The organism is Streptomyces sp. NPDC045846 (genome assembly GCF_056431605.1).
On sequence record NZ_JBWKKJ010000044.1, the window covers coordinates 1 to 6289 of the forward strand.

The 6289-nt window shown below is 67.0% G+C and carries 4 protein-coding genes and 1 pseudogene; 2 read left to right on the forward strand and 3 right to left on the reverse strand.

All coding sequences use genetic code 11. The annotated features are described in order from the left end of the window. Positions 1–503 precede the first annotated feature (503 nt). Positions 504–1478 (forward strand): SGNH/GDSL hydrolase family protein, encoded by a 975-nt coding sequence (locus AC07F3_RS42205; RefSeq protein ID WP_479120418.1) that lies wholly within the window; start codon positions 504–506, stop codon positions 1476–1478. 378 nt (positions 1479–1856) lie between these two features. On the opposite strand, the gene AC07F3_RS42210 is transcribed toward AC07F3_RS42205, so the two are convergent. The 3 genes from AC07F3_RS42210 to AC07F3_RS42220 form a co-directional block, all read right to left on the reverse strand. After that, positions 1857–2003, reverse strand: coding sequence for a hypothetical protein (locus tag AC07F3_RS42210; protein WP_479120422.1), 147 nt, complete (start codon positions 2001–2003; stop codon positions 1857–1859). A 562-nt stretch (positions 2004–2565) separates the two neighbouring features. Continuing rightward, complete coding sequence (locus tag AC07F3_RS42215) at positions 2566–2811, reverse strand: hypothetical protein (RefSeq protein WP_479120419.1); 246 nt, start codon at positions 2809–2811, stop codon at positions 2566–2568. Positions 2812–3115: 304 nt separating this feature from the next. Beyond that, positions 3116–3487 carry a hypothetical protein gene (locus tag AC07F3_RS42220; RefSeq protein WP_479120420.1) on the reverse strand — a complete coding sequence of 124 codons (372 nt, stop codon included), beginning with the start codon at positions 3485–3487 and terminating at the stop codon, positions 3116–3118. 536 nt (positions 3488–4023) lie between these two features. Here AC07F3_RS42220 and AC07F3_RS42225 point away from each other — a divergent pair. Next, positions 4024–6197: pseudogene (locus AC07F3_RS42225) on the forward strand (helicase associated domain-containing protein); the annotation flags it as partial. Positions 6198–6289 lie beyond the last annotated feature (92 nt).

Below are 6289 nucleotides of genomic sequence, written 5' to 3' on the forward strand. Positions count from 1 at the left end.
GCTGAGCAGGGAACCGCCCCGCTTCGCGGGGCGGTTCACCGGGTTCGCTGCGCTCACTCCGGTGAACTGCCATGCTGCGCATGGCAGTTGCCTCGCTTTGCTCGGCCAGCCCTGTCGGGCTGTGAAGTCCCGCGCTTCGCTTGGGACTTGGCCTCGCGTTGCTCGGCGGGTGGGCTCGCTGCGCTCCCCCACTCGGGGCTTTCCGGCTTCGCCTCCAAGCCCGGGCCCGCTCTGCGGGGTGGAGGCTATCGAGAACAGGACAGTCACCGTGAGCGTGTATCTCGGGCCGGGGCCATCCAGTCGGTCAGGGGGCTCTCCGTATTGAGCATGTGTCGCAACAAGATGATCTCGAAACGAGCGTGCCTGGTCGATGGGTCGGGCCCATGTCCCCCACACAGACGCATCCCGCAATCTGTTGAGTACTGGCTGTATTGGATCTAGTGCGTTGAGTGATGGCCTCTTTAGGGTTAAAGCGACGCCAACACCCCATCCGTGGAGGATTCGTGGCACGTTTCCGTACCCGTCTGGCCCTGCTCGGCTCGGCCGCGGCTCTCGCCGCCGGCGCTCTTGTCCCCGCGCAGTTCGCCGGGGCCCAACCCGCCGCCGCGGCCGAGGAACCGCAGTGGGTCGCCCTGGGTGACTCCTACACTGCCGGCGCGATCCAGGCCGCGGGCCACCCCATCGATTACCCGCGTGACGGCTGCGAGCGCACCGACCGGTCCTACCCTCAGGTCATCGACCGGGACCTCGGTGGTCTCCTCGACCTGAAGAACGTCAGCTGCGGCGCCGCCACCATCGAGAACGTCACCGACACACCCCAGCACCCGATCGGCCGTCACCTGCCGCCCATCTCCCAGGACCCGGACTACCCCTTCCCCGCGGTGCCGCCCCAGTCCGAGGCGGTAAGCCCCGACACCAACGTCATCACCGTCGGCGTAGGCGGAAACACCCTCGGCTTCGCCGACCTCCTCAACAAGTGCACGACGCTGGGCGGCGAAAACGACGGCAAGGGCACCCCGTGCAAGGACGCCCTGGCCGCCGGCATCCCGACCCGGCTGAAGAACGTGCGCCACGAATACGACCGGATGCTCACCGTGCTCCACAAGCGCGGCCCGAAGGCGAAAATCCTGACCGTCGGCTACCCCACGATCATCCCCAAGGACACCTCCAAGTGCAGCTACGGCAACTTCACGCAGTTCGCCACCATCACCCCCGGCGATCTTGACTGGCTGCGCAAGGACGTCCTGGAACCCCTCAACAAGACCATCCAGGACTCGACCGTCACCCAGAAGGCCGCCAGCTTCATCGACCTCTACACCTCCTCCCACAACCACAGTGTCTGCGACGACGCCAAGTGGGTCGAAGGCATCCTCACCGCCTCAGGCCAGCCGTCCTTCGTGCACCCCAACGCCCTCGGCCACCGCAACGCCGCCGACCACGTCGAAGAAGCAATCCTGAACGCCATCGATGTGAGCTGACCCACACCCGGCAACCCGCCCACGAACCACAGCGACCTGGCCCCCGGCACCAGCCGGAGGCCAGGTCCACGTTCCTGAACACACCCACCCCCGGCACAACCAAACCCAGGTACGAGAGAGGCCCCAACCGACTGCAAAAGGACCCATTGAACCGGGCCCGGTCTCCGGTGAACTGCGGTGCTGCGCACCGCCGTTGCCTCGCATTGCTCGGCCTGGCGGGTCCGCTGCGCTCCGCGGGCTGGGCTGGCTAGGTCCAACGGGGCTGGTCTCGTCGTAGAGCCTGAAGTACCACCACTGGCCCCTGCGCCAGGGATGCCGGGAGGCAGTTGCTTCCGTCTCTCCGGCCGGCCTCTGCAGGCTCTGGTGACTTGGGTCGGGTCAGCGCCTGCGGGACCAAGTACTACCGATTCCCGAAACATGCAGAGCCAGCGCGGTCAGCCCCAGAAGCATGACGTTGACTGACGAAAACGTGTGATTAGTGCTGATATCAGCCGCATTGATGAGGAACGCGATGAAGAACAGCACTGCCGCGACTATGCCAAGCACGACAAGCCCCTCTCATAGGAAGTAAAGCCCGTATACCCGCCCCCCGCCCCCACAGACACAGGCAGCGCCCCAAAAGCGGTCAGCCCGTGTGGGCACCACTGACGGCTCCTCAGGCATTGGCATGGCGAGGGCTTGCCGCCTTGTGCAAGGCAGCGTGATGCGCGGGCCGGCCTGTCGGGGGACGGCGAGACGCCGCAGGGACAGGCCCGCGGTTCACTTGGGACTTGGCCTCGCGATGCTCGGCTGTGCGGACTCGCTGCGCTCCCCCGCCCCGGGCTTTACGGCTTCGCGTCCAGGGCCCCAGGCCCGCTCCGCGGCCGGTCCGGTTACCGGGCAGGGGGGTGTCTGTTCCCTGGAAAATGATTCCGGCGGGTTCGCGAAGACATCGCTCGCATGTCACGCGTGCGGCTGGCACCCACACCGCTTCTTGACCCAACCGGCGAAACTGAGGCGCCATACGGCCGAGTATCCCAGGCCGCATCTCGGTTCACCAGGCCGACTCGTTTTTCGAGAGGCCGGTATCAGGGGCCGGGTAGCGCCGTCACCAAAGGAACATGTCATTGACGTTGGCTGAGCGGGTTTCACCAGTCGCCAGATTCACAATGATCGGCTGGTAGCCAACATTTTCCTCGGGACCCGGCTCCGGGACGTCCGGCTTGCCCCAGTCAACGACCAGCCAGCCGTCCACTTCTGAGGCAACCTCGCGGAAGATGACATCACCTCGCCTCGAGTGCGCGGCATTGCGGAGGTACTTGTCCGCCGCCTTCAATGCCGATTCGCGATCCATCAACCCGTCCCAACCCCATGTCCTCGCCGACCGCCCAAACTCCCCTGGCGTCGGATTGCGGTACACGGCAGCCGCCCGCCATAAGACGGACCCCCCGTCACGCAGACGGCAGACAGGCACGGCCATCGTTCGGCAGTGAAACCACCACTGCCAAGCCCCAAGCTTGCGAGCACCCAGAGCCCCCCGATCCTAACCAGCCCAATCAGCAGATCCCAAAGGAAATTACCGCCACCGGCCGAGAGCACTGCACTCCCCCGCCGGCTCCCCAGCTGCACAGAGGGGCCGGTGCCGGGGGGCTCTGTGGTCAGGAGGACTTGGTGGGCCAGGCCGAGGGAAGGCTTGTAGCCAGCCGCTTCGCGTCAGCCAGCCCCTCCTTGGTTGATTCAACTTGGGCGGCAGAGAAGCAGCCCGGGTTCGCATCCATGACCTTCACCATGGCCTCGAAGGCCTTCACCTGCTTCTCGTTCAACTCCCGCGGCGGATCCGCGTGCGAACCCACCGCAGGCTTCGCCTGCTCGCTTACCTTCAGATGCGCCGCATCGCAGTCGGCCTCCCCGCCGGCAGAAGCCGTTGAAGCCGAGCCAGAAGAAACGGCCGGGTTGGAGCCGCCCTCACTACAGCCGGACAGCGCAGCCAGCATGACAACGAACACGCCAGACACCACAAATGAACGCATGAACCCCCCAGTACACGGCAGCGAGAAGCAGATCATGCCATGGACGGCTCCCTACCATGGCGGGCACGGCCCGGCGCCCGTTCCCTCACGTCCAGGTCCCTCACGCGTCCTGCTGCCCCGCCTCCCCCCAGGAGACGGGGCAGCTGATGATGCAGCATGTAAACTCGTTGGATCTTGGCCTATGCCGGACTCCGGACGATCCCAGAGCCGTCGATGCCGGCTGTCGGCGGATCGGTGAAACTGCGCAGTACTCAACCAACCTGCGTAGCCGGATCCATAGGCCGGTTCGGGCTGGACGGCGTCCGCCACAACAAGCAGCAAACACACGCCACATACCAAGGACCAGTGAAACTGCCCACCACTCAACCAACCTGCGCAACGTTGCCCGGAGTTGGAAACTCCGCAGACCAGACGCTCGCGTGCCCCGGACTCTGCGCAGATTCAATGAGCCACCAGACCCGCACCTCGTTCAACCAAACTGCACAACACCACGCCAGAAGCCCGACGACTGCTCAGTTCCGCTGACCGACGACAACTGCTTCCAGGGCGGCCGGATCCTCGTCACCGTGCCGACCCTGGACCTGCTCGTGCAGACCGCCCAAGCATGGCGGGCGGTGGGTCACCGCTCCCCCTTGGTCGCCGTGTGCTCACTGGAGAACGACCCCGTGCTGAACGAGCTGGGGGTGCGCACCACCACCAACCCGATCCAGCTGGCCCTGTGGGCGGGGCACGGGCCGGTCATCGTATTCGCCACGTACGCCTCTATCGTGGACCGCGAGGACTTCGACGACCCGACGGTCAGGGACGCACTCGCGGGCCGCTGGAGGCCGCTCTTGCGGGCGGAGAGCGCCTGTACGGGCAGCGGATGGACGGTTTTTCGCTCGCCATCATCGATGAGGCCCACTCAACCGCAGGCGATCTTGGCAGGCCGTGGGCGGCGATCCACGACAACGCCCGCATCCCCGACGACTTCCGGCTCTACCTCACCGCCACCCCCCGCATCCTGGCCTCGCCCCGCCCGCAGCGCGGGAAGGACGGCCAAGAGCTGGAGATCGCCTCGTTGGGCCAGGACTCGCAGACCTACGGCCCGTGGCTGGCCGAACTCGGGCTCTCGGAGGCGATCGAGCGGGAGATCCTCGCCGCGCTCGAGATCGACGTCCTGGAGATCCGCGACCCCTCCCCCGTCCTCGGGGAATCGGAGGAAGCACAGCGCGGCCGGCGCCTGGCCCTGCTGCAGACCGCCATCCTGGAGCACGCCGCGGCGTACAACCTGCGTACGGTCATGACCTTCCACCAGAAGGTGTAGGAGGCCGCCGCGTTCGCGGAGAAGCTGCCCCAGCCGGCTGCGGAGCTGTACATCAACGACGCCTCCGACGACCTGGCGGCCGCGGACCGGCTCCCCGCTTAGTCGATCGACGCGGAGTTCTACGAGCTCGAGGCCGGCCGCCGGGTCCACCGCGCCTTCCTCGCCAGCTGCCGCGTCCTCGGAGAAGGCGTCGACATCACCGGCGAACGGGGAGTCGAGGCCGTCCGCTTCGCCGACACCCGCGGCTCACAGGTCGAGATCGCGCAGAACATCGGCCGCGCGCTCAGGCTCAACCGCGACGGCTCCATGAAGGTCGCGCGGATCGTCGTGCCGGTGTTCCTGGAGCCCGGCGAGGACCCGACCGACATGGTCGCCTCCGCCAGCTTCAAGCCGCTCGTGGCCGTACTCCAGGGCCTGCGCTCGCACGATGAGCGTCTGGTCGAGCAGCTCGCCTCCCGCGCGCTCGCCAGCGGCAAGCACCAGGCGCTGCTGCGGTGGCGTGCGGAGAACGAGATCATCGGCGTCTACGCCGTGCCCTATGACGTGGAGGTCGAAGTCGGGGCGACGAAGGCGTTTCCGCTTGGCCGATGGGTCCACCAGCAGCGGAAGGCGCTGCGGGCCGGGGAGCTGGAGGAGCGGCGCAAGACGCTGCTCGACTTGCCAGAGGCCGGGATGGTCTGGGAGCCGGGCGAGGAAGCGTGGGAGAACAAGCTCGCCGCACTCCGCTCCTACCGGCAGGCCACCGGACATCTCGCCCCCCGCCAGAACGCCGTCTGGGGTGAGAGCGAAGCCGAGGGCATCGTCCCGGTCGGCCAGCACATGGCCAACCTCCGCCGCAAGGGCGGCCTCGGGAAGGACCAGGAGCGGGCCACAGTGCGGTCCGTGCAGCCGACCGCCATCGACCCGGACTGGAACTGCCCGTGGCCACTCGACTGGCAACGCCACTACCGAATCCTCGCCGACCTCGCCGCCGACGAACCCCACGGCCAGCTCCCCGACATCCAACCCGGCGTGCAGTTCGAAGGAGACGACCTCGGACGATGGCTCCAGCAGCAGAAGAAGCCGCGCAACTGGAAGCGGCTGTCCACCGAGCAACAGGAACGGCTCTCCAGACTGGGCGTACAACCCGCCCAGGCGCCGTCTCCCGCCCCCGCGCCCCGGGGCGCGGCAAAGGGCCCGAGCAAAGCACAGCAAGCCTTCCAACGTGGCCTGACCGCCCTCGCCCAGTGGGTCGAACGGGAAGCCGCGGACCGGCCGGTCCCGAGGAAAGCGGTCGAGGTTCTGCCCGACAGGACCGAGACAAAGCTCGGCGTATGGGTCTCCAACACCCGCGCCAGACGCGACAAGCTCACCGGCGAGCAACTCATCGCGCTGCGGGAACTGGGCGTGGACTGGGCCTATTAGTGCTTCGTTAGGTTCTGGCTCTGGTTCTGCTTGCGGTGAGTGGGTGGCCGCAGGTGGTGCAGGTGCCGGTCCAGCACCTCAACAGGTCCTGA